We start from the raw sequence: 23,657 nt of genomic DNA on the forward strand, positions 1-23,657 counted from the left end.
TGCGCCCCAACTCCCCGGCGAGCGCCGTCCCGTCGCGGGGCCGGATTCCCGTTCCCCTCTCACCGGGACCGGTCCCGCGACACCATTCGTCTTCATCCAGGAGTCCGCGCGTGCAGGATCTCAATGTCATCGATCAGTTCATGCAGGCGTTCATCGCCTATATCGACAGCGGTTTCGGGCTGCTCGGCGGTGACGTTGGCTTCCTGACGACGATCCTGATCGGCATCGACATCACGCTCGCCGGGCTGTTCTGGGCGCTAGGCGGCGAGGATGATATCATCGGCAAGTTCCTCAAGAAGATTCTCTATGTCGGCGCCTTCGCACTGATATTGAACAGCTTTCCGCTGCTGACCGACATCATCTTTCGCAGCTTCGCCGGGCTGGGACTGACCGCAGGCGGCAGCGCGATCGGCGCGCAGGATTTGCTGATGCCCGGGCGGCTGGCGGGAACCGGATTCGAGGCGGCCTTTCCGCTCCTGGTGCAAGCGAAAGAGCTGGTCGGTCCGGTCGACTTCTTCAACAATTTTGTCGAGATCGCGGTGCTGGTCATTGCATGGGTCATCGTCATCGCGGCCTTCTTCATCCTCGCGATCCAGCTCTTCATCACCATTCTCGAGTTCAAGTTGACGAGCCTTGCGGGCTTCGTGCTGGTTCCCTTCGCACTCTGGAATCGCACCTCATTTCTCGCCGAACGCGTGTTGGGCAATGTCGTCAGTTCCGGCATCAAGGTCATGGTGCTGGCGGTCATCGTCGGTATCGGTTCCAACTATTTTGCCGACTTCACCGGCGCGATTGCCGGCGCGGAGGTGTCGATCGAGCAGGCGGTATCGCTGATGCTCGCGAGCCTCGCGCTGTTCGGTCTCGCCATATTTGGTCCGGGCATTGCGTCCGGGCTGGTCGCGGGCGCCCCGCAACTCGGCGCCGGTTCCGTCGTCGCGACAACCGCATTGGCCGCAGGTGGCTTCGCGATGGGCGGTGCGGGCGCTGTTGCCGCTACGCGGGGCATCGCTGGCGCCGGTCTCGGCGCGGTCCGCGCCGGGACGGCGATGGGGAGCGCAGCATCGACCGCTTACAAGCTCGGCCAGGAAACTTCGGGATCCTCCACGGTTGGCGCCGGCATCGGCGGCATGGCGTCGGCCGCGAAAGGCGCCGTCGCCAACCGGATGCACAATGCGCTTGGCCTTCGCGCTGCCGCCGCGCGCGGTCAGCAAGCCGCCTGGGCCGCAGGGACCAGCGGCGCATCGAGCGCGGTCGGCGGTAGCGCAGCAAGCGGCGACGCATCGCCGCCCGCATGGGCACAAAAGCTCCACGCCACCCAGGCCAGCCGACACCGCCGTCAGATGGCGATCCATGCCGTTCAATCGGGCGATCGCGGCGGCGCCGGGATCACACCGGACATCAAGGAAAGGGACTAAGCTATGAGATTCAAACGAGCCGTGCAGCGCTACGGCCAGACGCCGGAGCCCGAAACACCCTATCAACGCGCCGGACAAGCATGGGACGAGCGCATTGGCGCGGCGCGTGTGCAGGCAAAGAACTGGCGGCTGATGGCGTTCGGCGGCCTGTTCCTCACCATCGGCCTGTCGTCGGCGCTGGTCTGGCAGTCGATGCAAAGCCGTGTTGTGCCCTATGTCGTCGAGGTCGACACTCTCGGTGAGGCGCAGGCGGTCGCGCCGGCAGACACGGAGTATCAGGCGACCGACCCGCAGATCGCGTGGCATCTTGGCAAATTCATCGCCAACGTCCGCTCGCGCTCGCTCGACCCGGTGCTGATGCGCGAAAATTGGCTGTCGGCATACGACTTCGCGACCGAGCGCGCGTCGCTGTTCCTTGGCGAATATGCGCGATCCGACAATCCCTTTGCCGATGTTGGCCGCCGCACCGTGTCGGTGCAGGTGACGAGCGTCGTCCGCGCGTCGGACACCAGCTTTCAGGTCAAATGGACCGAGCAGGCTTATGAACGCGGCAGCCTGTCGGGCACCTCGCGCTGGACGGCCATGTTGACCGTGAAGGTGCAGCCGCCACGCTCGGCCGAGGTGCTGCGCAAGAATCCGCTCGGCCTCTATGTCGATGCGATCGACTGGAGCCGCGAACTCGATACGAATGTCCTGAAGCCGCTCGAGCCTTTTCCGTCGCCCGAAGATTTGCTCGCCCCGCCTGCGGATTTTCCGCTCGACCCCGAATCCTCACCAGCACCCGAAGGAAATGAACCATGATCCGCGCCGTCATTCTGTCGGCGAGCGTCCTTGCGCTCGCCGTTCCCGCTGTCGCCCAGCCGACCACGAAGGTCGCCGCCGCCAACAAGGCCGCGCTGCGCGAGCCGGCGAGCGCCGGATTCGTCGGCGCCGTGCAAGTCTATCCCTATAATGACGGTAGCCTCTATCGGCTCTATGCTGCGCCTGAGCGCATCACCGATATTGCATTGCAGCCGGGCGAAACCATTACGTCGGTTGCCGCGGGAGATACCGTGCGCTGGACCGTGGGCGACACGACCAGCGGCAATGGCACAAGCCAGCGCACCCATATTTTCGTAAAGCCCTTTGCGGCAGGGCTGCGCACCAATCTGGTCATCACGACTGACAGGCGGGTGTATCACATCGAATTGGCGAGCCGGACGACCGGCGCGATGGCTGCCTTGTCGTGGACCTACCCGCAGGATGAGTTGATCGCGCTGCGCCGTGAGCACGATGCAGCCGCCGCGGCAGCGCCGGTCGCATCTGGCCTCGCCATCGAACGACTCAATTTCCATTATGAGATTAGCGGCGACAAGCCGGCATGGCGGCCTGTTCGCGCGTTCGACGACGGGCGGCAGACCTTCATCGAGTTTCCGCCGCCGATCGCCGTGGGCGAAGCGCCCCCGCTGTTCGTCATCGGCGCCGACGGCGAGGCTCAGCTCGTCAATTATCGCATGGTCGGGCGCTATTATGTCGTCGATCGCCTGTTCGGCGCCGCCGAACTACGCCTTGGCGGCAAGAAGCAGCAGATCGTGCGGATCGAGACGGCGCAGCCGAAGCGGAGGCGCGGTCGTGACTGAACCTGTCGAGCGGTCCGCAAAGGCCGCACCGCCCAAGGCCGATCCTGAAACTCTCGTGCTGCGCGCCGCGCCGGGGCGTGTCACCCGCTTCCGTCGCGGCGCCATCGTCGCCATTGCTGCCGCCGGATCGACTGCGATTGTCGGCGTGGCGTGGCTGGCGCTGAAACCGGCAAGCATCAATATCGTCGCGCCCACGGACGAGAAGGTTCATGGCGCGAAAGCACCGTCCGATGCGCTCGCGGGCGCGCCGACCAGCTATGGCGACGTGCCGCAACTCGGCGCGCCGCTGCCTGGAGATTTGGGACGCCCGATCCTTAATCGCCAGCGCGAAATCGGAATGGCACCTATGGAGTCCCGTGACGAGGCAGCACGACGAGCGGCGCAGGAGGCCGAAGCCGAGCGCCAGCGCCTCGCGGCGGAACAGCAAGCGGCGCGGGAATCCGGGGTCATGCTGCAAGTCGCAGGCAATGCCGCATCGACTCACCCCATCGCGGTTGAACCAGAACAGGTGCCCGAATTGCCAGCGCCCGCACACGCCGCAGACGATCCCAACGGGCAGCAGCGCAAGAACGCGATGGTTGGAAAGGAGAACAACAGTAGCGACGTGAGCCCGCACAAGCTGATCGCTCCCGTCTCGCCCTGGACCGTGCAGGCCGGGAGTGTCATCGCGGCCAGCCTTATTACCGGGCTGAATTCCGACTTGCCGGGGCTGGTCACGGCGCAGATCACCGAAAATGTCTATGACAGCGTGACGGGCCGAAGCCTGCTCATCCCCCAAGGCTCGCGGCTAATTGGCAGTTACGGCAGCGTCGTCGCGTTCGGTCAGGGCCGCGCGCTGGTGGTGTGGCAGCGGATCATCCTCCCGGATGGGTCGTCGATCCGCATCGACAATGTGCCGGCGACCGATACGCAGGGCTACGTGGGGCTGTCCGATAAGATCGACCGCCACACCTGGCAGCTTTTGAAGGGCGTCGCATTATCGACCTTGCTCGGTGTTGGCACGGAACTCGGATGGGGTGATGGCGAAAGCGACCTTGTGCGCGCTATTCGCGAATCCACGCAGCAGAACGGAACGCGGGCGGGCGATCAGCTCGTTACCCGCAATCTCGATATTCAGCCGACCTTGCGCGTCCGCCCCGGCTGGCCGCTTCGCGTCATCGTCCACAAGGATATTGTCGTCGGGAAGCCGTGGGGAGGCGGGCGTGGCTGATCTCAGATTACCGAAACTGCCCGAGCGAACGCCGGTCAAGATTACGATCAGTGTCATGCCGGACCTGCTCGAAGCGCTGAATGCCTATGCTGACACTTACGAAGCCGCATATGGCCAGCGGGAGTCGGTTCCAGACCTTATTCCCGCGATGCTTTCGGCCTTCATCGAAGCCGATCGCCGCTTCAACCGAGGGCGGCGGAAGCGATGAGCAGGGAGCAGAATAGGCAACGGCCGCAAATCCGATCGGACGATCGCGACAATGTCGAGCCCATTTGCGTCCGCATAGCTGTGGCGGTGAAACTCACCGGCATTGGTCGATCGACGCTCTATGAACTCATAAAAGCGGGCGAACTCGAAACAATAAAGGTGGGTCGATCGACCTTCATCCGATACGCCAGTCTCAAGCGCCTATTCGAGAAAAGCTAGGAGACTATGACCGGCTATGCCGCGCAAGTCACAAAGGCTGATTCGGCCTTTTCGATTCCCTCTTTCGCTCGCCCCCATTCGGTTCCCACATTTTGGAACCATTGAAATTTGTATCAGAAATATATTCACGGCATGTTCTGGAAAGAACTTTCGCAGTTTCTCTTGAGATACATTGAAAATTATGCCATAAATATACGATGAACATATCACGATCAAGAAAATTGAGGACGCTGCTCGACGCTTGGAAGCCGCACAGCGTCGCGACCACCGCCCATCTCAAGACCCTCGGAATAACGCCGCAGGATCTTCAGAATTACACCTCGTCACGCTGGCTAGCGTCGCTTGGTCGTGGTGCTTTCAAGCGTCCGATGGAGACGGTGACCTGGCAGGGCGCGCTATACAGCATGCAGACCCAACTGCGATTGCCCGTCCATGTCGGGGCACTGACCGCGCTCGAGATGTCGGGCAACAGCCACTATGTCCGTTTCGCTAACACCAAGGCTTATCTGTTCTCGCCGCTCAACGTCGCGCTACCGCTCTGGTTCAAAACCCATTGGGGCGATGACGTGCGGCATGTCCAGACCAAGCTCTTACCTCCCGAACTTGGTCTGACAGAGCAGCAGGCACCCGAGGGCTTTGCGTTGAAGGCATCCGGTGTTGAACGCGCCGCCTTGGAACTGTTGCATCTCGCGCCGAAAGAATTCGACCTCGTCGAGATCGGGATGATCATTGAGGGCATGACTTCGATACGGCCAACGCTCATGCAGGGCTTGCTGGAGCAATGCACCTCAATCAAGGTACGAAGACTGTTCCTTTACCTTGCGGAGCGCGCCAACCTGCCGGTCGTGCGCCATCTCGATCTTGACCGGATTGATCTTGGAACGGGAGACCGCAGCCTCGTGCCGAATGGGCGCTATGTCGCAAAATATCAGCTTCTGCTTCCGAAAGAGCTGGTCGATCATGGCTGAACCATATCGCGACCAGGTCCGGTTGCTCCTCGACATCCTGCCGCTGGTAATGACGGAGCCGGTCTTTGCGCTCAAGGGCGGCACCGCCATCAATCTGTTCGAATGGAATCTACCGCGCCTGTCGGTCGATATCGATCTTACCTATCTGCCGAACCATGATCGCAAGGATTCACTTGCTGCGATTGGCGAAGCGTTGGCGCGAATAGGGGCAGAGATCGAGCGGCGATTGCCGCCGACCCGTGTCACTCAGGCGCGACAGGGCGGCGAGGGCATGGAGGTGAAACTCAATTGCCAGCGCGCCCGCACCCAGGTGAAGATCGAGGTCAATCCCTCTCTTCGCGGCCACCTGCTGCCTGTGCGCGACCTGGCCTGCTCCGATCAGGTGCAGGAACAGTTCGAGGCCTTCGTGGAGGCGCGGTGCGTGTCACACGGCGAACTGTTCGGCGGAAAGATCTGCGCCGCGCTCGACCGCCAGCACCCTCGCGACCTCTTCGACATCAGGCGCCTGCTCAATCAGGAAGGCCTGGTGGACGAGGTCCGCCTTGGCGCGATCGCTGGCTTTGTCAGCCACGGTCGCCCGATCGCCGAACTCGTCGATCCTGCCCGCAAAGATCAGCGTGAGACCTTTCTGTCGCAGTTTGAAGGGATGCCGTTCGAACCCTTCAGCTATGACGACCATCAGGCAACGCTCGAGCGCTTAGTGGGCGCGTTGCGCGGATCGTTGACCGATGACGATCGAGCCTTCCTTCTATCCTTCGAAGCCGGTGATCCGGACTGGAGCCGCTTTCCAATCGCGGCGCTCGCCGGGTTGCCCGCGCCGCAGTTCAAATTGATGAACGTCCGCAAATTTCGAGAAGCTAGCCCGATACGCCATAAGGCGGTTTTGGATGCGCTGGAGAAGTCGCTGGGATAAGGGCTCACGATGCTGCTGTCCGAAATTTGTACTCAGAGCGAAACCGATCGTCGATTCAACCGGGACGGCGGAAACCATGAGCAGGGTGCAGAATATGCCCCGCAAGTCGCAAAGGTTGATTCGGCCTTTTCGATTCCCACTTTCCGCCTTTAGAATCCCTCAATTCGATTCCATTTTTTCATGATAGATGAGTGATGGTAGGGGTGTTGGTAAGGGCAATTTTGCGAGAAGAAATATTCAATATTAACAATTGCTTAAATTGATCCTGTGGCTCCCGCTACCGACATGTTCGGCCGCCTTCCGGTTCAGGCGCCCGGCAGGTTCAGCAGCCGTTTGGCGATGATGCCGAGTTGGACTTCGCTGGTTCCGCCTTCGATTGAATTGCCCTTGGTTCGCAACCATTCTCGCGCCGGTATGCCAAAAGCGGTGCGTTCGCTTTCCCATTCGAGCGTGGCGGTGCCGCCGAGCGCCATCCGCAGTTCGTGGCGGCGCTTGTGCAATTCGGTGGCGGCATATTTCATCAGGGACGGCTGCACGGGGTGCGCCCGGCCGCTTTTCAGCTCGTCGACGAAGCGCTCGCTCATCGCGCGAAAGGCGAGCGCGTCGACGTCGAACGCCGCGACCTCCGCCCGCAGGATGGGATCGGCCGCAAGCAGATCGGCAAATTCGGCGCCCAGCCCCTCCTCGGGGCCGAGCAGGCCGATGCCGGCGATCATCTCCCGTTCGTGGCCGAGCAGGAATTTCGCGACGTCCCAGCCTTTGCCGACCTCGCCGACCACCTGGTCTTTGGGAACGCGGACGTCGTCGAAGAAGGTTTCGCAGAATGGCGACAGGCCCGAGATCAGCCGGATCGGCCGCGTCGTGACGCCCGGGCTGGCCATGTCGAAAAGCAGGAAGCTGATCCCCCGATGCTTCGGCGCGGCGGGGTCGGTGCGCGTCAGGCAGAAGATCCAGTCGGCCTTGTCGGCATAGCTGGTCCATATCTTCTGGCCGTTGACCAGCCAATGGTCTCCCTTGTCGTCCGCCCGCGTCTGCAGCGCGGCAAGGTCGGAGCCGGCGTTGGGTTCCGAATAACCCTGGCACCACCGGATCTCGCCGCGTGCGATCTCGGGAAGGAAGCGGCGCTTCTGCTCTTCGGTGCCGAATTTCAGCAGCGCCGGGCCGAGCATCGAGATGCCGAAGCTGAACAACGGGTTGCGCGCTTCGATACGCGCCAGTTCCTGCTTCAATATCCGGCATTGCCCGGACGAAAGGCCGCCCCCGCCATATTCGACCGGCCAGTCGGGAACGGTCCACCCACGCGCTGCCATCGCCTCCATCCAGCGTCGCTGCGCATCATTCTTGAATTCGGGGTTGCGGCCGCCCCAGCAGTGATCCTCTTCGCCGTCGGCGGGGCCGCGCATTTCAAGTGGGCAATGGGTGTCCAGCCATGCGCGGACCTCGCGCCTGAACGGCTCGTCCGCATGGGAATCGGGCATATCGAGGGCTCGTTTCGTTCGGATCAGGACGCCGCGGCGGCGGTGTGCCCCTGGAGCGCGTCGAGCCGGTCGCCGCTTAGCCCCAGATCGCCCAGCACTGCGCGCGTATCAGCGCCAAGACTGGGGACGCCGGTCGGAACCGATCCGTCGGGCATCATGCGGAACGCCGCGCCCGGCACCGGCACCGAGCCGCCATCGCGAGCCAGTTCGGCGAAGACGATGGCGCTCGTCTCGTCGGCGCGCTCCTCCTGATAAAGCTGTTCGACGCTGCGCGCGACGCCGCACGCGATGCCGACCTGCTGCAATTCGGTGAAGGCCTGCTTCGAACTGCGCTCGGCGAGCCAGGCGGTTACGGCCTTCATCACCTCCATGATGCGCGCGGGATTCGACGCGAGGTCGAGCTTCTCACCCTTTTCGGGTATCCATTCGGGGTGGCCAAGCAGGCGGAACAGCGCGCTCCACATGTCGGGCGCGCCGGGCGCCAGGAAGATCGGCGCATCCTTCGTCGGGAACATGTCGAACATGCCGAAGCCGGAGCCGCGCCCGGCGACCTTGCCCTTCACCCCCGCCGAGGGGATGTGATAGCTGAGCTGCGAAGTCATCGATTCCATCATCGAGAGCGAGACGAAGCGGCCCTTTCCGGTGCGACGCTGTTCCCACAGTGCGCACATCGCGGCGAAGGCGGCGTTCATCGCGACCGAATGATCGGCCATGAAGAAGGGGCTGGCGAGCGGCGGGCCGTCGATCGTCGCGTTGAGCGCCGCAAAGCCGCTCATCGCCTGGATCGTCGGGTCGAATGCAAGGAAATCGCGGCGCGGATCGTCGGCGCCATAGCCGGTGATGTGAACCATCGACGCCGCCGGGTTGACCTCCTGCAGGCGGTCGAAGCCGAACCCCAGCTTTTCGGGTATGCCGGCCGCATAGTTGGTGACGACGATGTCGGCCCAGCCGAGCAGCGAGTCGAGGGCAGGGCGGTTCGCCGGATCGCGCAGGTCGATCGCGACGCTGCGCTTGCCGCGGTTGTGGCAGGCGAAGGCGAGGCTTTCGCCATTGTCGGCGAGGGGAGGCGATTGCCGCCCGGGATCGCCCGACAGCGGCTCCAGCTTGACGACGTCGGCGCCTTGATCGGCGAGCATCATCGCGCAATGCGGGGCCGCGATATAATGCCCGATTTCGAGTATTCTGACCCCCGCCAGCGGTCCGTCCGGCAACGTGCTGTCATTCGCTGACGTCATATCGTCCTCACCTATCCCTCGAGCGCATTCAGTTTTGATGGGTCTGCCCCGGAAAAATGGGCCGGCGCCGGAAACGCCGGCCCGAGGCGGCCCCGCCAAGCAAGGAAATCAGGCGGCAACCAGATGCTTGGGATAGCGCAGGTCCGGCGCGAGCCCTTCGCCCATCATGTCGATGTAATTTTCGCGCAGGAACGCGTCGAACGTCGCCTGCGGCAGGTTGGCGGCCTCCATCGAGGCGCGGAACCGCTTCATCGGATCGGTGCCGCCCTCCGGATGCGGGTAATCCGACGAATACATGCAGATTTCCGGTCCCGAATTGGCGATGATCCAGCCCGTGTCGTCGGTGGGGTAGGGCGTGACGCGCACCTGGCGGCGGATGATCTCGCTGGGCGTCGCGGACAGCTGGCGCAGCCGCTCCTCGTGCCGCGAAAAGGCCAGGACACTCGAATCGAGCAGTTTCATCAGGCTGGGCAGCCACGACGCGCCGAGTTCGATGACCCCGAACTTCAGCTTCGGGAATTTGCACATCACGCCATCGAACATGAGCGCCGAAAGCGTGAGCAGGATAGGATGCGGGATAGCGATCAGGCCCAGCGAATTGTGATCGCCGTCGCCGCCGCTCACCGTGTCGTTCACATTGGCGCGGCCCGTGAACTTGTACCCCTGCGGCAGTTCGGTCCCGGCGATATGGAAGACGATCGGCAGACCGGCTTCCTGTGCCATCGCCCACAGCGGTTCGAGGTCGATATGGGCGTGCGAATGCGTTGCCGGCGGGTGGGCCGGGATCATCAGTGCCTTGGCCCCCAGCTCGATCGCATAGCGAGCCTCCGTCACGGTGCGCTTCATGTCGGCGATCGGGATATAGGCCGTCGGCAGCAGTCGCCGGTCGACCGAGCAGTAATCGACCATCATCCGGTTGTGCGCCCGCGCCGAGGCATAGGCGAGGTCCATGTTCGGACCCTTGTCGAAGTCGAAGTTGCGCAGGCACAGCGAGGTGAAGATCAGCTGGCTGGCATAGCCCTGAAGATCGAGCACATGGGGGCGGTCATCGGCCCGGAAGGCGCCGAGCGCTTCATACATTTTGCGCCTGTGGACATTCTCGTCCGCGCCGGCGCGGAATTCGGGATCGTCATGTTTCGCCGCCCATTTGTCGAACGCCCCCATCTCGATCAGCGGGGCCATGCGCGCGCGGAACTCGCGTTCCTGATTGCGCGCCTCGTGATACACTTCGAGCATGCCGGGATCGAAATAGGGATCGAGGCAGTCGGGCATTTCGACGATATGGGCATCGGCATCATGGACGATCTGGTTTTCAACATAAGGCATGTGCATCTCCTCTGGCTTGCGCAGGGCAAGGCTATCCCAATGATATATTTATAGTTGAATCATAGCACTAATTCAAAAAGCGGCAAGTCCCGAAACGGTCGGCTCCGGCGCCCGGTCCGTCCTTTGGGGCGACCCTCATCTAGAAGGCCTTCGAAAGACGAACGCCGATCAGGCGCGGCGCGCCGACGTAGCCGACATGACCGCCGGCGCCGAAGGGCAGGCCGTAGGTGAAGAGCAGATATTTCTTGTCGAACAGATTCTTGGCAAAGACTTCGACACTGAAGCCGTCGCCGGTTTCGATCCCGACACGTGCGTTCGCGACGCCATAGGGCGCGATGCGCGAATTCGGGTCGAGGTCCTGCGCGACGTAGGAATCGCTCTTCCATGCGTAGTCGAGTCGGAGATAGCCATCGAGACCGGTGGTGATCGGCGCGGAGAAACTGCCCCCGATATTGAGATTCCACTTCGCCGATCCGTTCAGGCGCTGGCCCGACAGGTCGCACGCGCCGGCGACGCCGGTGCACTGGCCGTTGGTGAAATCGGTGTAATGCGCGTCGACATAGCTGCCCCCGAAGAACAGCGAGACGTGCCGTGACGGCGCCCACTGGCCTTCGACTTCGATGCCCTGGGTCGTGAACTGCTCGGCATTGGCGGTGATGTAGCGCGTGCCGTCGAACGCCGTCGTCTGGAAGTCATTATATTCGGTGTAGAAAGCGGCGGTGTTCAGGGTAAGGGTGCGGTCGAAGAAAATGCCCTTCAGACCGATCTCGTAATTGATATTGGTCTCTTCCTCGAACATCAGGCCCGACAGGCTGGAAACGCGCGTCATGGTCATGCCGCCGGGCTTGAAGCCGCGCGCGACGCTGACATAGGTCGTCACCTCGGGCGTCCAGGCATAGCGCAGGTCGGCCTTCCAGGTGAGCGCCTTGTCCGTGCGGCTGCGATAGATCTGCCCGAAATTGGGATAGATATAGATCTGGGACTGCTGGTCGAAGCTGAACTTCTGCGGTTCCCATGTGTAGCGGGCGCCGAGCGCGGCGGTCAGCTTGTCGGTGAGCTTGTATTCCGCCTGGCCGAAGATGGCGTAGGTGCGGTCTTTGACCCGCGAATCGGTGATCGCCGCCTGTCCGGTGAGCAGCACGGGCGGCAGCGGATTTTTGCCGATGTGCAGATCCTCGTAGTCACGCGATCGCCGGTCATAGAAGAACAGGCCGGCGAGATAGGTCAGCGGCTGGTCTGCGGGCGAAGCGAGCCGCAATTCCTGGCTGAACTGGCTGTGCTTCTGATAGATCAGGAAATCGTTGAGGAAATTCCAGTTCACCGAATCGGGATCGTTGATCGAGCGAACGGTCCACTGGCGCCATGCGGTGAGCGACGTCAGCGTGTGATCGCCGACGGCGACGTTGATTTCGGCGCTGACGCCGCCGCCTTCGTTGGGATTCGTGCTGAGCCCGTCCTGGATCGTGATCCGGCTGTATGGCGAGCCGGGGGGCACGGTGACGGGATAGGCGCCCAGGCCGGTCGCCGGCGTGCCCGTCACCCGGGTGAAGACGGCGCTGCAGCAGATCGACGTTTCCTTGTGGTAGTCGGCCGACAGCAGGACGTCGATACCGTCGTCGGCATAATAGAGCTTGCCGCGAACGTTGAACTTGTTCTCGGTATCGACCCGGCGGTCGAGCACCGAATTGTAAAGAAGGCCGCCGCGCGTGCTCTTCGCGGCCGAGACGCTCAGGCCCAGCTTGTTCTCGATCAGCGGCGCGGTCGCATAGCCGCGCGCTTCCAGCGTATCATATTCGCCGATGACAACTTCGGCCCGGCCCGACAATTCGGACAGGTTCGGCTTGCGCGTGATGATGTGGATCAGGCCGCCGGCGGTGTTCATGCCGAACAGCGTGCCCTGTGGACCGCGCAGCACCTCGATGCGCTCGATATCGAGGAAATCCTGCGAGGACGCCATGCCGGTTCGCGCCATGAAAACCCCGTCGATGAAGACGCCGAGCGACGACTGGCGGCCGGGATTGCCCTGGACCGAACTGACGCCGCGCATGTTCATGGTCGATGCGCGGGCATCGCCGAGCTGCAGCGACTTGAAGCTCGGCGCGATGCGCTCGATGTCGTGGAAGCTGGTGATCTGCTCTTCCTCGATCCGGTTGCCGCCGATGACGGTCACCGCGATCGGAACGTCCTTCACATTCTGCACTCGCTTCTGGGCCGTGACGACGATGTCGCTCGCTCCGCCCCCGGTCGCTGCCATGTCGGCTGGCAAGGCGGCGTCCTGCGCCTGAGCGGCGGAAAGCGGAACGGCGAAGGTCGCGGAGACGAACAGCAGGGCGCGCAGGCGCCGGAAATTATCTGACATTTAGGCCTCTCCCCAGAGACATGTTGTGTTTGCCTCGTCGCGCCGTGTCGCCGTCTCGCAGCGGGATTCGGTGCAACATGTCGACGATAAAGCTATTAATTAGTGCACTCAATACACTAAATTGATGCAAGCGAAGTTTTTTTCTGTGCCGGCTCGGGCGTTTCCGCTTCGCGCTCCGCCGTCCGGTCGCGTTCGTCGAGTTGGCGGCAGATATCGGCGTGGGTCGTGGCGTCGAGCCGGTAACCGCGGATAACCCATGCGGTCAGCAGGCCGGTTGCGGCGGGAACGATCGCATAGAGGAAGCCGAGCAGCCACAGGCTCTCCGTGCTGTTGCGGGCGCCGAGCGCGATGTCGAAATCCGCAAGGCTGAGGGCATAGAGGGCGAGCCCGGTCATGACCGCTGGCCCGATCTTTCCGATCGACGACAGCAGCGACAGCAGCAGCGACAGGCGATCGACTCCCGTTGCGAGCCGGACTTCGTCGGCGACGTCGGCCATCATCGACCGGATGAGGATGGGCCCCGCATTGCTGGGCAGGCCGGCGATCGCCATTCCGGCGAGGGCGAGCGGCACATTGCCCGCCGGGACGAGCAGGATCGCCGACTGGACGACGGCATAGGTCAGCCCCGACCACAGTAGCGCGCGATGCTTGCCCGTGCGCTTCGCGATCCGGACCCAGATCGGTGCGCCCAGCATGCCGCCGACGAAATAGGCGAGCAGCGCCAGCCCGGCGAGGTCGCGCTCGATCAGCTTGAGGCTGTCGAAAAAGGCGAAGAGCAACGCCGCCGCGACCGACGGCCCGATGCCCCAGACGATGTCCGCGGCGATCAGCCGGACCACGAGCCCCCGGCGCAGCAACGCGAGCAGTTCCTGGCGCGAGGGGCGTACCAGCGTCGGCCGGCGGGGCGGCTCGCCGACCGCGGCGATCGCCAGCAGCGCGGTCAGCGGCAGCGAGGCGATCATCAGCCAGCCCATCGATTGCACGGCGTGCGGCCGCTCCCAGCCGAGGGTGAGGCTCAGCACGGGGGGCAGCGCCATGATCAGGAACATGCCGAGCACTGAAAAGACCATCAGCCAGCCGAAGATGTTGGACCGGTGATCGTAGGAGCGCGCCGCCGAGGCCGCCCACGAGATATGCGCCAGATAGCTGACCGACTGCCCGACGTTGGCGGCGGCCAGCCACAGGAAGAGATAGGCGCCCGACACGCCGACGGGGGCGTTATAGAGCATGTAGATCGCGATCGCCGCCAGCGGGATACCGCAGAGGAACCATGTCCGGTAGCGCCCCGTGCGGGGATGGCTGCGGTCCATCATCAGCCCCAGCACAGGGTCGAAGGCGATGTCGGCTATCCGCACCGTCGTCAGCACGAAGGCGACGACCGCCAGATCGACGCCGAGGTCGCGGGCATAATAATCGGGCAGATACATCAGCACCGGCAGCAGCATGGCCGTCAGCGCGAAGGACGGGCTCGCGAAGGCCATGGTCCGCCAGCCGTGCAGGGCGTTGCGCCGCTCCGCCGATTGCTCACGGCCAGGGGTGGCCGTCGATGCGTCTGTGGTCACATCCTCTCCCGCATGTCGTTGTTGTTTTCACGACCATGTGCGAAAGCCGCGGACTGCGCAATAAAAAGAGTGCACCAATTATGTTTCCGCGCCTCTTTCGGCCTTTTCGACCGTCGACGGGGCATTGAAACGAGGGATTCCCCATTTTATAGGACTATCATCGCACCTTATCCGGACTCTACGAGGGAATAAGCCTTTGGCAACCAGAACGAAGACGCCGCGCCGCGAGCGCGAACCCGTCGCCAAATCCCAGCCGATCCATGTTCCCAAGGCGGCCGAGATCATTGCCGAGAAACTGCGGCGCCGTATTGTTCTGGGCGAGCTCAAGGCCGGCGACGCACTGCCTGCAGAAGCGGAAATGATGCTTGAGTTCAGTGTTTCGCGTTCTTCGTTGCGCGAGGCGTTCCGCGTGTTGGAAGCCGAATCGCTGATCGAGGTGAAGCGCGGCGCCGGTGGCGGGGCGCGGATCAAGCTGCCCAAGGACGAGATCGCGGCCAAGTCGATCGGCACCCTGCTGCAAATTCGCGGCGCCTCGCTCAAGGAGGTGCTGGAGGCGCGCCTGATCATCGAGCCGCCGCTGATGCGCGCGCTGGCGACGACGCGCACCGACGATGACCTGAAGGCGCTCCGCGACCATCTGGCCAAGGAACGCGACAATCTGGAGAATTTCAACGTATTCGCGCTCGCGACCGCCGAATTCCACCGCATATTGATGCAGCGCGCGGGCAATGTCGTGCTGGCGCTGATGACGGGAATGCTCGACGACATATTCCGCCGTCACGTGACGCATTTCATCGCCCGCGCGCGCGAGGACCAGCTCGAGCTCAACAAGGTGGCGCTGGCGAACCACACGTTGCTGACCGACATGATCGAGTCCCGCAACGCCGAGGCCGCGGCCGCGGTGTGGCGGCAGCATATGCAGCAGCTCAAGGACATCGTGCTCGGCGAACTGGGCGAGGCGTCGGTACTCGATCTCTATGGGGGCCAGTTGATCCCGCAATAATATAGTGCTATGATTGCACTATATTATTGCGGGAGGGTTCCATTTCCTATCGTCGTCACGCATCGGCCTGCGCCGAAGCCGCCGCACCTGCGCCGCTCGTCCGGCCGGATCGCGTCCCATGACCGCCGCGCGCCACGCCTATGCGTCGCCCGGCTGGTGCGATGCAATGCGCGCGATCCTGACCACGCTGGTCGACCAGCATCGGCACGATTTTCCCGACGCGGACTTCCGCATGTGCGAGGTGGTGACGGCGGTTCCGCCGGACGGCGGGACCGTGGTGCTCGCCGCGCGGATCACGGGCGAGAGCGTCGAATTCTTCGATACGGAGATCGACGCCGATGTCGTCGTCCGGGGCGACCATGACGCCATGCTGCCGGCGGCGCGACTGAACCGGCGCCGCGCCACGCCCGAGGAGAATGCGGCGCAGGCGGTGCATGCCATGGCGATGGCGAAGGCCGGTCGGGTTTCGATGCAGGGCGACATGGGCAAGGCGCCGAAGCCGCTGCTGCGCGTTCTTGCAGAGATGCACGACCAGTTGGCCGACATCACCCTTTAAGGCGTGTGGGGATTCATCTTGCGACTGTCCTTTATCGTGTGTCCCCGCGAAGGCGGGGACCCATCTGCGGTGGTTTCGAGATGGAACCGGCCGAAGATGGACTCCCGCCTTCGCGGGGGAACACGGCTTCATACAATATCGCGGCGATAGACTCTGAATCCCCACAGACCTTAGGCACGGCTTCGGCGGCCTCGCGATCGGGGCTGCCGCAAGCGATGCTCCGCGTTCCGCGCCGCAACCGCGCGGGGCGTTTTGCCCGTCCATCCATCGATCGAGGATAAGCCATGTTGTTAGCCAGCCAGGACCATCGCGATGCGGCCTTTCGCGCGGTCGAGGAACTTCCGGGCATCAAGGTCGCCACGATTCGCGCCGGAAACCGGATGCACCCGGTCCCGCAGGGGCGGATCATCGACCTGGGGTTCGATATCGGCGCGCATATGGCGAAACAGCGCAACGCCGGGTTGATCATCGTCCAGGATGGCGCGATCCGGTTCGAACGCTATGCGCTCGGCTATACCGCGACCGGCCGCTGGACGAGTTTTTCGGTCGCCAAGAGCATCACGTCCACGCTGGTCGGGGCGGCGCTGCAGGACGGATATATCGGAAGCCTCGACGACAGGGTGTCGACCTATCTTCCGGCGCTGCTGGGCTCGGCCCTCGAAGAGGTGACGGTGCGCCAGTTGCTCACCATGTCCTCCGGCGTGAAATGGAACGAGGATTATGAGGACCCCGCGTCCGACGTATCGCGGTTCAACAGCCAGAAACCGGTGCCGGGCGAGGATGTCTCCGTCAGCTACATGAAGGCGCTGCCACGCGAGGCGGCGCCCGGCACGACATGGGTGTACAAGACGGGCGAGACGAACCTGATCGGCGTCCTCGTTTCGGCGGCGACCGGCAAGCGGCTGTCCGATTATCTGTCCGAGAAGATCTGGAAGCCGTTCGGCATGGAGGACGATGCGGTGTGGATGCTCGGCGCGACCGGGCACGAGATCGCGGGCTGTTGCATTTCCGCGAGGTTACGGGATTTTGCGCGCTTCGGTCTGTTCATGATGAGCGGCGGCGTGGCGGGCGGACAGCAGGTCCTGCCCGATGACTGGATCGCGCAGGCGACGACGAAGGCGTATGATGTCGACATTCCCGGCCGCGGCTACGGCTATCAATGGTGGACGAACGACGACGGCAGCTATTCGGCGCAGGGCATATACGGGCAGGGCATATTCGTCGACGCCGCGCGGCGGCTGGTCATCGCGTCGAACGGCAACTGGCCGGTCGCCACCGATCCCGACGGCCTCGTCGCGGAGCGCGAGGCCTTCTACAAGCGCGTTCAGGCGGCGGTAGACCGGGAACAGGCGGCGTAACGCCGGACAAGGGGTCGCGCCTCCATCCCGTGCCGGCCACGCCCCGGAACTTTCGGCCGGTGCGGTCGTTTGATCAGGGCCCTTGCTATTCAGCAGATTGCGGCGCGGCCAAGGGCCGTCCGTCCTTGGAAAACTGCGTTGACGCGCGTTTCCCAAGGCCGATTTGCGCGCCGGTTTGGAGGAGGTATCGGATGTTCAAATGGGCCCTTATTTTCGCCGTGATCGCCCTGGTTGCCGCGGTGCTCGGCTTCGGCGGCATCGCTGGCGCGGCGGCCGGCATCGCGAAAATATTGTTCTTCATCGGGCTGGCGCTGGTGGTTCTGTTCCTGATCCTGGGCGCCGCAGCGGCCCGGAAAGTCCCCTGACCGCCGATTTTTTAACGTCCATGGAACCTTCCCGCTTCGCCGGGCGTTTCCATGGCCTACTTGATCGAAAGAAAGAGTAGATTTGGTTCGCGTCTTCGGACGCAACCTAGGGAAGCCCCGCCGCAGAGATGCGACGGGGCTTACTTTTTGGTTCAGGCCGGAAAGGCGGCGCGCACCCGGTTCTCGAGCACCGCGAGCGGGATGCGACCCGCACCGAGCACGACGTCGTGGAAGCGCTTGATGTCATAGCCCGGCCGCCCCGACACCTCGTCGCGCAGCCGGCTGATCGCCGTCTGGCCGATCTTGTACGAACAGGCCTGGCCCGGATAGACGATATAGCGGTCGATCTCGGTCCGCGCCGCGCTGGGGGCCTCCGACGAATTCTGCACCATGAAGTCGATCGCCTGTTCGCGGCTCCATCCCATCGCGTGCAGCCCGGTGTCGACGACGAGGCGCGACGCGCGGAAGGCATAGGAGGCGAGGTAGCCGATCTTGCCCAGCGGATCGTCGTCGTACATGCCGAGTTCGTCGGCGACCTGTTCGGCATACAGGCCCCAGCCTTCGCCGAACGCCGTCACCGACGCCGTCTGGCGATAGAGCGGCAGCGCCGCATCCTCATATTTGAGCGCACCCTCGAACAGATGCCCCGGCGCGCCTTCGTGATAGGCGAGGGTGGGCAGGGTGTAGCGCGGCCATTCGCCGGTATCGCGCAGGTTGATGAAGAAGATGCCGGGGCGCGATCCGTCGGGCGTGCCCGCCTGCGCCGACCCGCCGGGGGCGCCGATCTCGATCTCCGGCGGCACGCGCCGGATCTCGTAGGGCGCCTTGGGCATGCGGCTGAACACCTGCGGCAGGCGCGCGCGCACCGCGGTCAGGCGTCCGTTCAGGTAGGCGAGCATCTCGGCGCGACCGGCGTCGTCGTTCGCGAACAACTGTCCCTCCGCCTTGCCCAGCGCGTCGAGCCGTTCGCGAAGGCTGCCGTTGGCGTAACCCTGCGCCTTGAGCAGTTCGTCCATGCGCGCGGTCAGGTCGGCAAGCTGCTCGCGGCCGATGCGATGGATTTCGGCGGCGCCCAGGCTGGTCGTCGTATGCTGCGCAAGCGTCGCGGCATAATAGGCCTCGCCATCGGGCAGGCGGCCGACGCCCGCCGCATCGCCCGCGCGCGGCAGCAGCGCGGTGAGCGCGTCGATCTGGCGGGAGAGGGCGGCGCGGATCGGCCCTTCGAAAACCGCGGCGGCGCGCTCGCCATAGCCGTCGAGACCGATCGCGGCGCTGCGCCGCGCGATCGAGGCGACGAGCGTCTTGCTCGCGACGTCGCCGTCGCGCAGCCGCGCGAGCTGCTGGAGCGCCTGTTCGAGGATGAAGCGCGGCGCCACGACGTTCATCGCCGCGTTGGCGGCGACGATGCCGGTGTCGTCGTCGAGAAGCGCCGGGACCGCTTCGAGTCGCGCCATATAGGCATCGGCGTCGGCCTTGGTCGCGACCGGGTGCTGGCTGTCGAGGAAGGTGCTGACGCCGGTGTAGAAGCCGCCGAGCTGGGTCACGGCATAGGGACCGGCCCGGTGGCCGAAGCCGCCGCTGTGATAGGGGAAGCGCGCGAGCCGCTGGCGCGCGGTGAGGTCGAACTCGGCGCTGTCGTGCGCGGCGCGGGCGGTGTCGCCCAGCGTGTCGGGGTCGATCGCGCGCACCGCGGCGAGGTCGCTGTCGATGCGGCGGTCGCGCGCGGCGCGCCCGGCGGGCGACCAGTCGGGAAAGCACGCGCGCAGGTCGGCGAGCGCGCCGGTGTCGAGCCCGAGCGAGGTGGCGCGGGTTGGGTCGTCGCGCAGCCCCGCCTCGAACTGCGCCGCGAGCAGCGCGTCGAGCCGCGCGTCGGCGCTGTCCGCCGCGAACGCCGGCCGGACGATCGCGGCGGCCGCGACGCTCCCCATTCCGGCGAGCCCCAATCCCGCGAGCAACGTCCGTCGGTCGAGTGCGAAACCCCTCATGCCTTTTCTCCTTGTCGATCGCGCGTGCTAGACTTCGCGCGGGCGGGCCGCAACCGGGCCGCCGGCTTGCGCCGTCATGAACGGACCGCCGGTTTTGCGACAATTTGCGACAATTTTTCGTCGAGCGGGCAATAGCTTGGGACAAATGACCCCTAGAAGGCCGTCATCGGGACTGGCTTCTCTCCCCTCGGTCCCAGAACAAGGAGTTAGGTGACGTGAAAAAGAAGATCGCTTTTCTGACACTGGGCGCCGCGCTGATCGCGGGTCCGGTGCTTGCCGCCCCCGCGGGCGGCCCCCGCACCATGGGCGACGCCGATGGCAATGGCGTGCTGACCCGCGCCGAGGCGCAGGCGCACGCCGCGCAGATGTTCGCCAAGCTCGACGCCAATGGCGACGGCAAGCTCGATGCCGCCGACCGCGCCGCGGCGCGCGCCGCGATGCAGGCGAAGATGTTCGAACGGCTCGACGCGAACAAGGACGGCAGCATCAGCAAGGCCGAATGGGACCAGCGCGCCGCCGAGCGTCAGGCGAAGCGCGGCGAACGGAAGGAAAAGCGCGCCGCCGCTGCCGGCGAGGCTCGCGAAGGCCCGCGCGCGATGCGCGGCCATCACGGCAAGCGTGGCGGCCATGGCATGCGCGGCGGGATGATGATGAAGGCCGACACCAACGGCGACAAGGCGATCAGCCGCGCCGAGTTCGAAACGGCCGCCCTGGCGCGCTTCGATCGCCTCGACGCCAACAAGGACGGGCAGGTGACGGCCGAGGAACGCAAGGCGCAGCGCGAGGCGAAGCGCGCCGAGTGGCAGGCCAAGCGCAACGCCGCTCCGGCCCCCGCCACCAACTGATCGGCGCGCGGACGGCGGCCGGGCGGTCTCGCCATTGCCTTTGCCGCAGTCCGCTGCCAGCACGGTATCGCCCATCGGCCCCCGGCCGGTGGGCGAACCTCATGTTTCAGGCAGATCGACGATGACCGACAGCGATACCCCCCGCATCCTGCTGATCGACGACGAGCCGTCGATCCGCGAGCCGCTGTCCGAGTATCTGGAAGGACAGGGTTTTGCCGTCAGCGACGCCGCGAGCGCCGCCGAGGCGCGGTCGGTGCTGCGCGCCAAGAGCATCGACCTGGTGGTGAGCGACATCATGATGCCCGGCGAGGACGGGCTGTCGCTGACCCGCCACCTGCGCGAGACGAGCCATATTCCCGTCATCCTGCTGACCGCGCGGGCCGAGGATACCGAACGGATCATCGGGCTGGAGATCGGCGCCGACGACTATGTCGTCAAACCCTTCAACCCGCGCGAACTGGTCGCGCGCATCCGTACCGTGCTGCGCCGGACGCAGGCGAACGGCCGCGCGCTCGACGCCGGCGGGACGAGCTATGCCTTCGGCCCGTGGGTGCTGCGCGAGGTCGAGCGCGTGCTGGTCGATCGCGACGGGCGCGAGGTGGCGCTGTCGTCGGGCGAATATCACCTGCTCCACGCGCTGGTGCGTCATCCGCGGCAGGTGATGAGCCGCGACCGGCTGCTCGACCTCGTGCGCGGGCGGGAGGCCGACATCTTCGACCGCGCGATCGACAATCTGGTCAGCCGCCTGCGCAAGAAGATCGAGGACGATCCGGCACGGCCGCAGATCGTCAAGACCGTGTGGGGCGGCGGCTATACGCTGGCGTGCGAGGTCAAGCGGATGGACGCGGCGACATGACGCTGCGCCTGTGGCCCCGCAGCCTGATCGGGCAGCTTGTCTTCGCGGTTGCCGCGATGCTGTTCATCGCGCAGGCGGTCAATTTCGCGATGCTCGCGCGCGGGCAGCGGCAGCAGATCCTGGCTCACGGCGGCGGCATGGCGGTCGCGCGGATCATCGACGCGGTCGAACGCGACCGGCGCGGTGTGGCCGAAGCCGACGACAGCGATCACAACCGGCGCGAGCGCGTGCAGCGGCTCGTCATATCGAACGAACCGACCCGGCCGCCGCCGCAGGCCGAAGCGGCCCCGGCGCTCGCCACCTATGTCGCCGGGCTGCTCGACGAAGCCGACGTCCGCGCCGAGCGGGTCGATGCCTGGGCCCTGCCGCCGCGGCCGCACGCGCAGCGCACGGGCTTCTCCTCGCGGACGGTCGTCGTGTCGGCAAAGGTGGGGGATCGCTATTATGCGGTGCGCAGCCGGATTCCGACCGACGGAAAGCGGCTGCAGGGTTTCCTGCTGTGGCAGACGCTCTCGCTCTATCTGCTGCTGCTGGTGCCGATCCTGTTCATCGCCTGGCGCGCCGCCGCGCCGCTGCGCGACCTGACGCGCGCCGCGCGCGGCAATCCGGCGCTGCGCGACACGACCCCGCTCGTCGAGGCGGGGCCGTCGGACGTGCGCGACCTGATCAGCGCCTTCAACGCCTATCGCGCGCGGATCGCGGCGATGCTCGCCGACAAGGACCGGATGCTCGGCGCGGTCGGGCACGACCTGCGGACCCCGCTCGCCAGCCTGCGCGTGCGCGTCGAGCAGGTCGAGGATGCGCGGCTGCGCGACAAGATGATCGCGTCGATCGAGGAAATGACGGCGATGCTCGCCGACATATTGGCGCTGGCCCGCGCCGGCTCGGGCACCGAAGCGCGCGAGGCGGTGAGGCTGGACGTGCTGGCCGGCGACGTGGCGGCCGATTATCGCGAGCAGGGCAAGGACGTCTCGCTCGCCGCCGTCGCCGCCGTGACGGTGCAGGCGCGGCCGATGCTGCTGCGCCGGGCGCTGCGCAACCTGATCGACAATGCGGTCGCCTATGGCCTGCGCGCACGCCTGTCGGTGAAGGTCGCGGACGGCGAGGCGCGCCTGATCGTGTCCGACGACGGTCCCGGGCTCGCCGAGACGCAGATCGAAGCGCTGATGGAGCCCTTCGCGCGCGGCGAGGAATCGCGCAACCGCGCGACCGGCGGCGCCGGTCTGGGACTGGCGATCGCGCGCGAGATTGCCGAAAGCGAAGGCGGCCGCCTGACGCTGGCCAACCGCGCGGGCGGCGGCCTCGACGCGGTGATCGCGCTGCCGGTTCCGGAGTGAAGCGACGTCCTGCTATCGGCGGTTAGATCGCGATCGTCATGCGTACACCGCAACCGCCTGGCTACCGCTCAGCACCGGCTCGCCGGCGCGGTTCCACAGCATCATGTCCTGCACCGACAGCCCGCGGCGCGCATAGCCTGTCCTGGCCGACAAAAGCCACCAGCCGTCGTCGGTCTCGGGCGTCGCGGTGAGCATGTTGACGGTCCAGTTCATCGAGCTGATCGGCCCGAATTCGCTGAACAGCGCCATCGCCGCGGGCGGCAACGCGTCGCCGAGCGCGAGCAGCGCGACGGTGGGGTGGCACCGCGGTTCCTCGACGAAGCGCACCCAGGTCAGATACTCGCCGACCTCCTGCTTCCAGCCGAAGCGCGGGCCGGTGGTCGGGCGCATGTCGAAATGCTTCGAGAAGGTCGGGCGCACCTTGTGCTGAGGAACCGGTTCCAGCGCCTCGGGCGGCGGGGCGTCGGGCATGGTCAGGCGATTGTGATCGACGTGGCTTTCCCGGTCGGGCGAGAAGGCGAACACCGCGGCGGTGCCGAAACCCGCCTCGCTCGACACGCCCGCATCGACGAACAGGCTCGATTTCGACCGGCGCAGCACCCGTGTCTCGACTGTGCAATCGCCGGCGACCGGCCCGACGAAACTGATCTGGGCATAGCGCAGCGGCGCATCGGTCGGATGCAGCGCCATCGTGCCCGCGAGCGCCACCGCCGAACTGATCCCGCCATAGGAGGTGCGTCCCTGCATCCAGCCTTCGTCGATATGCGCGGTCGCGACATCGCCGTCGGTCCGCAGCGTCGAGAGAAGGGTGTCGAGGGGAGAGAGAGAGGAGAGGGTCATA

22 protein-coding genes are annotated in these 23,657 nt (G+C 65.1%); 15 read left to right on the top strand and 7 right to left on the bottom strand.

Going from position 1 to position 23,657, the window contains the following annotated elements; translation table 11 throughout:
- Positions 1 to 110 precede the first annotated feature (110 nt).
- The 8 genes from trbL (at position 111) to AC2S9W_RS12230 (ending at position 6,551) form a co-directional block, all read left to right on the top strand.
- Positions 111 to 1,415 carry a P-type conjugative transfer protein TrbL gene (gene trbL, locus AC2S9W_RS12195; protein ID WP_486570937.1) on the top strand — a complete coding sequence of 435 codons (1,305 nt, stop codon included), beginning with the start codon at positions 111 to 113 and terminating at the stop codon, positions 1,413 to 1,415.
- Positions 1,416 to 1,418: 3 nt separating this feature from the next.
- Positions 1,419 to 2,216, top strand: a complete 798-nt coding sequence (trbF, locus tag AC2S9W_RS12200; RefSeq protein ID WP_486570938.1) for a conjugal transfer protein TrbF — start codon at positions 1,419 to 1,421, stop codon at positions 2,214 to 2,216.
- Complete coding sequence (gene trbG / locus AC2S9W_RS12205) at positions 2,213 to 3,034, top strand: P-type conjugative transfer protein TrbG (protein WP_486570939.1); 822 nt, start codon at positions 2,213 to 2,215, stop codon at positions 3,032 to 3,034. Before trbF ends, trbG begins: the two co-directional genes overlap by 4 nt.
- Entirely contained in the window at positions 3,027 to 4,244 is a 1,218-nt protein-coding gene (locus tag AC2S9W_RS12210; protein ID WP_486570940.1) for a TraB/TrbI/VirB10 family type IV secretion system protein, read from the top strand. The genes trbG and AC2S9W_RS12210 overlap by 8 nt, the downstream gene beginning before the upstream one ends.
- Positions 4,237 to 4,452: a DUF2274 domain-containing protein gene (locus AC2S9W_RS12215; RefSeq protein WP_431591517.1), complete on the top strand. Its 216-nt coding sequence runs from the start codon at positions 4,237 to 4,239 to the stop codon at positions 4,450 to 4,452. The genes AC2S9W_RS12210 and AC2S9W_RS12215 overlap by 8 nt, the downstream gene beginning before the upstream one ends.
- Positions 4,449 to 4,670, top strand: a complete 222-nt coding sequence (locus tag AC2S9W_RS12220; RefSeq protein ID WP_431591518.1) for a helix-turn-helix domain-containing protein — start codon at positions 4,449 to 4,451, stop codon at positions 4,668 to 4,670. Before AC2S9W_RS12215 ends, AC2S9W_RS12220 begins: the two co-directional genes overlap by 4 nt.
- 221 nt (positions 4,671 to 4,891) lie before the next feature.
- Positions 4,892 to 5,638 (top strand): type IV toxin-antitoxin system AbiEi family antitoxin domain-containing protein, encoded by a 747-nt coding sequence (locus AC2S9W_RS12225; protein WP_431591519.1) that lies wholly within the window; start codon positions 4,892 to 4,894, stop codon positions 5,636 to 5,638.
- Positions 5,631 to 6,551, top strand: a complete 921-nt coding sequence (locus AC2S9W_RS12230) for a nucleotidyl transferase AbiEii/AbiGii toxin family protein (protein WP_431591520.1) — start codon at positions 5,631 to 5,633, stop codon at positions 6,549 to 6,551. The genes AC2S9W_RS12225 and AC2S9W_RS12230 overlap by 8 nt, the downstream gene beginning before the upstream one ends.
- 305 nt (positions 6,552 to 6,856) lie before the next feature.
- Here the strand turns inward: AC2S9W_RS12230 and AC2S9W_RS12235 are convergent, their stop codons facing one another.
- From AC2S9W_RS12235 to AC2S9W_RS12255, 5 genes are all read right to left on the bottom strand, one after another.
- Entirely contained in the window at positions 6,857 to 8,029 is a 1,173-nt protein-coding gene (locus AC2S9W_RS12235) for an acyl-CoA dehydrogenase family protein (RefSeq protein WP_104959563.1), read from the bottom strand.
- 23 nt (positions 8,030 to 8,052) lie between these two features.
- Positions 8,053 to 9,264: a CaiB/BaiF CoA transferase family protein gene (locus AC2S9W_RS12240; protein WP_076075696.1), complete on the bottom strand. Its 1,212-nt coding sequence runs from the start codon at positions 9,262 to 9,264 to the stop codon at positions 8,053 to 8,055.
- Between the two features lie 108 nt (positions 9,265 to 9,372).
- Positions 9,373 to 10,590 (bottom strand): amidohydrolase family protein, encoded by a 1,218-nt coding sequence (locus AC2S9W_RS12245; RefSeq protein ID WP_486570941.1) that lies wholly within the window; start codon positions 10,588 to 10,590, stop codon positions 9,373 to 9,375.
- 139 nt (positions 10,591 to 10,729) lie between these two features.
- A complete protein-coding gene (locus AC2S9W_RS12250) occupies positions 10,730 to 12,949 on the bottom strand; it encodes a TonB-dependent receptor (RefSeq protein ID WP_067184094.1) in 2,220 nt (739 codons plus the stop codon).
- 116 nt (positions 12,950 to 13,065) lie between these two features.
- Complete coding sequence (locus tag AC2S9W_RS12255; RefSeq protein ID WP_076075695.1) at positions 13,066 to 14,511, bottom strand: MFS transporter; 1,446 nt, start codon at positions 14,509 to 14,511, stop codon at positions 13,066 to 13,068.
- 196 nt (positions 14,512 to 14,707) lie between these two features.
- Between AC2S9W_RS12255 and AC2S9W_RS12260 the strand changes: the two genes are divergently transcribed.
- The 4 genes from AC2S9W_RS12260 (at position 14,708) to AC2S9W_RS12275 (ending at position 17,793) form a co-directional block, all read left to right on the top strand.
- A complete protein-coding gene (locus AC2S9W_RS12260) occupies positions 14,708 to 15,514 on the top strand; it encodes a FadR/GntR family transcriptional regulator (RefSeq protein ID WP_067105470.1) in 807 nt (268 codons plus the stop codon).
- Positions 15,515 to 15,632: 118 nt separating this feature from the next.
- On the top strand, positions 15,633 to 16,070 hold the full coding sequence (locus AC2S9W_RS12265; RefSeq protein ID WP_486570942.1) for a hypothetical protein: 438 nt from the start codon (positions 15,633 to 15,635) through the stop codon (positions 16,068 to 16,070).
- Positions 16,071 to 16,354: 284 nt separating this feature from the next.
- Positions 16,355 to 17,428: a serine hydrolase domain-containing protein gene (locus AC2S9W_RS12270; RefSeq protein ID WP_082737233.1), complete on the top strand. Its 1,074-nt coding sequence runs from the start codon at positions 16,355 to 16,357 to the stop codon at positions 17,426 to 17,428.
- Between the two features lie 191 nt (positions 17,429 to 17,619).
- Positions 17,620 to 17,793 carry a DUF1328 domain-containing protein gene (locus AC2S9W_RS12275; RefSeq protein WP_486570943.1) on the top strand — a complete coding sequence of 58 codons (174 nt, stop codon included), beginning with the start codon at positions 17,620 to 17,622 and terminating at the stop codon, positions 17,791 to 17,793.
- A 152-nt stretch (positions 17,794 to 17,945) separates the two neighbouring features.
- On the opposite strand, the gene AC2S9W_RS12280 is transcribed toward AC2S9W_RS12275, so the two are convergent.
- On the bottom strand, positions 17,946 to 19,778 hold the full coding sequence (locus AC2S9W_RS12280) for a DUF885 domain-containing protein (protein WP_486570944.1): 1,833 nt from the start codon (positions 19,776 to 19,778) through the stop codon (positions 17,946 to 17,948).
- 215 nt (positions 19,779 to 19,993) lie between these two features.
- Between AC2S9W_RS12280 and AC2S9W_RS12285 the strand changes: the two genes are divergently transcribed.
- From AC2S9W_RS12285 to AC2S9W_RS12295, 3 genes are all read left to right on the top strand, one after another.
- Positions 19,994 to 20,623 (top strand): EF-hand domain-containing protein, encoded by a 630-nt coding sequence (locus AC2S9W_RS12285; RefSeq protein WP_212597285.1) that lies wholly within the window; start codon positions 19,994 to 19,996, stop codon positions 20,621 to 20,623.
- Between the two features lie 121 nt (positions 20,624 to 20,744).
- Positions 20,745 to 21,479: a response regulator gene (locus AC2S9W_RS12290; protein WP_212597284.1), complete on the top strand. Its 735-nt coding sequence runs from the start codon at positions 20,745 to 20,747 to the stop codon at positions 21,477 to 21,479.
- Positions 21,476 to 22,816, top strand: a complete 1,341-nt coding sequence (locus AC2S9W_RS12295; protein WP_486570945.1) for a sensor histidine kinase — start codon at positions 21,476 to 21,478, stop codon at positions 22,814 to 22,816. The genes AC2S9W_RS12290 and AC2S9W_RS12295 overlap by 4 nt, the downstream gene beginning before the upstream one ends.
- 36 nt (positions 22,817 to 22,852) lie before the next feature.
- On the opposite strand, the gene AC2S9W_RS12300 is transcribed toward AC2S9W_RS12295, so the two are convergent.
- Positions 22,853 to 23,656 carry an acyl-CoA thioesterase gene (locus tag AC2S9W_RS12300; protein ID WP_486570946.1) on the bottom strand — a complete coding sequence of 268 codons (804 nt, stop codon included), beginning with the start codon at positions 23,654 to 23,656 and terminating at the stop codon, positions 22,853 to 22,855.
- Between the last annotated feature and the right edge of the window lies 1 nt (position 23,657).

It is taken from the genome of Sphingopyxis sp. 550B, from assembly GCF_057401805.1.

Coding starts and splice junctions, on each gene's coding strand:
- trbF (WP_486570938.1), top strand. CDS start 1,419: ATGAGATTCAAACGAGCCGTGCAGCGCTACGGCCAGACGCCGGAGCCC.
- trbG (WP_486570939.1), top strand. CDS start 2,213: ATGATCCGCGCCGTCATTCTGTCGGCGAGCGTCCTTGCGCTCGCCGTT.
- AC2S9W_RS12220 (WP_431591518.1), top strand. CDS start 4,449: ATGAGCAGGGAGCAGAATAGGCAACGGCCGCAAATCCGATCGGACGAT.
- AC2S9W_RS12230 (WP_431591520.1), top strand. CDS start 5,631: ATGGCTGAACCATATCGCGACCAGGTCCGGTTGCTCCTCGACATCCTG.
- AC2S9W_RS12235 (WP_104959563.1), bottom strand. CDS start 8,029: ATGCCCGATTCCCATGCGGACGAGCCGTTCAGGCGCGAGGTCCGCGCA.
- AC2S9W_RS12240 (WP_076075696.1), bottom strand. CDS start 9,264: ATGACGTCAGCGAATGACAGCACGTTGCCGGACGGACCGCTGGCGGGG.
- AC2S9W_RS12245 (WP_486570941.1), bottom strand. CDS start 10,590: ATGCCTTATGTTGAAAACCAGATCGTCCATGATGCCGATGCCCATATC.
- AC2S9W_RS12250 (WP_067184094.1), bottom strand. CDS start 12,949: ATGTCAGATAATTTCCGGCGCCTGCGCGCCCTGCTGTTCGTCTCCGCG.
- AC2S9W_RS12265 (WP_486570942.1), top strand. CDS start 15,633: ATGACCGCCGCGCGCCACGCCTATGCGTCGCCCGGCTGGTGCGATGCA.
- AC2S9W_RS12270 (WP_082737233.1), top strand. CDS start 16,355: ATGTTGTTAGCCAGCCAGGACCATCGCGATGCGGCCTTTCGCGCGGTC.
- AC2S9W_RS12275 (WP_486570943.1), top strand. CDS start 17,620: ATGTTCAAATGGGCCCTTATTTTCGCCGTGATCGCCCTGGTTGCCGCG.
- AC2S9W_RS12280 (WP_486570944.1), bottom strand. CDS start 19,778: ATGAGGGGTTTCGCACTCGACCGACGGACGTTGCTCGCGGGATTGGGG.
- AC2S9W_RS12290 (WP_212597284.1), top strand. CDS start 20,745: ATGACCGACAGCGATACCCCCCGCATCCTGCTGATCGACGACGAGCCG.
- AC2S9W_RS12295 (WP_486570945.1), top strand. CDS start 21,476: ATGACGCTGCGCCTGTGGCCCCGCAGCCTGATCGGGCAGCTTGTCTTC.
- AC2S9W_RS12300 (WP_486570946.1), bottom strand. CDS start 23,656: ATGACCCTCTCCTCTCTCTCTCCCCTCGACACCCTTCTCTCGACGCTG.